This is a genomic window from Neisseria sp. P0021.S006 (genome assembly GCF_051956895.1).
This window is the reverse complement of the sequence record NZ_JBQCWZ010000775.1, coordinates 1-668: the sequence shown is the minus strand read 5'-3', so window position 1 is coordinate 668 and position 668 is coordinate 1. Positions and strand designations below refer to the sequence as shown.

General features: G+C 44.5%; 1 protein-coding gene. It reads right to left on the bottom strand.

Annotated elements, in window-relative coordinates; translation table 11 throughout:
* On the bottom strand, positions 1-668 hold a 668-nt coding region (locus ACTHUM_RS17035; RefSeq protein ID WP_440403558.1), incomplete at both ends, for a tetratricopeptide repeat protein.

Genomic DNA, 668 nt, shown 5'->3' with positions numbered 1-668 from the left:
GCCCCCCACATACCCGCAAGAATCAGGGCAGTATGCGAGCCTGAGTCGCGAATAGTGTGGAATAGGGTGCCACTTTTTATCCATTCGGATACGGCTGCAGCATCACGATAGCAAATAATAGAATCTGCATCACGGAAAATAACGTATTCAACCTCGGGATCATTGATGGCAAGAAAGCGCCACATTGTACCCGGCCAGTTATCCAACGGTGCGCCAACTTTAATCACTTCGGCACCGTTATTTCTAAATCGTTGAATAGCTTCAGCCGATACAGAATCGTCGACATAAAAACGACATGTCCAACCGGGGAAAAGCACAGGCGCAAGCTGGGTATTTAATACGGCAGGCTCAATATATTTGGAATTATTGCCAAATAAAGAAAAGGAGATAATCCGTTTGCCGTTTTTTGGAGCTGGTGTTGGAGTGATTTCATGTTCTAGGTCTGGGATGGCTTTATCTTTTAGAACCAAAGCCTGATGACCGTAAAACCCGGTTTTTTCCCAGTTATCTAGAGCGCCGTAAGCATGTGCAAGTAAATCCAAAGCAGGAATATAGGTGCTATCCAGCTCTAGCGTTTTCATTTCAGCCTCAATGGCTTTTTCCCATTTCAATTGCTTCAGATAGGCATAAGCAACTTTATGATGATATTCGACAGATTGGGGATTGAG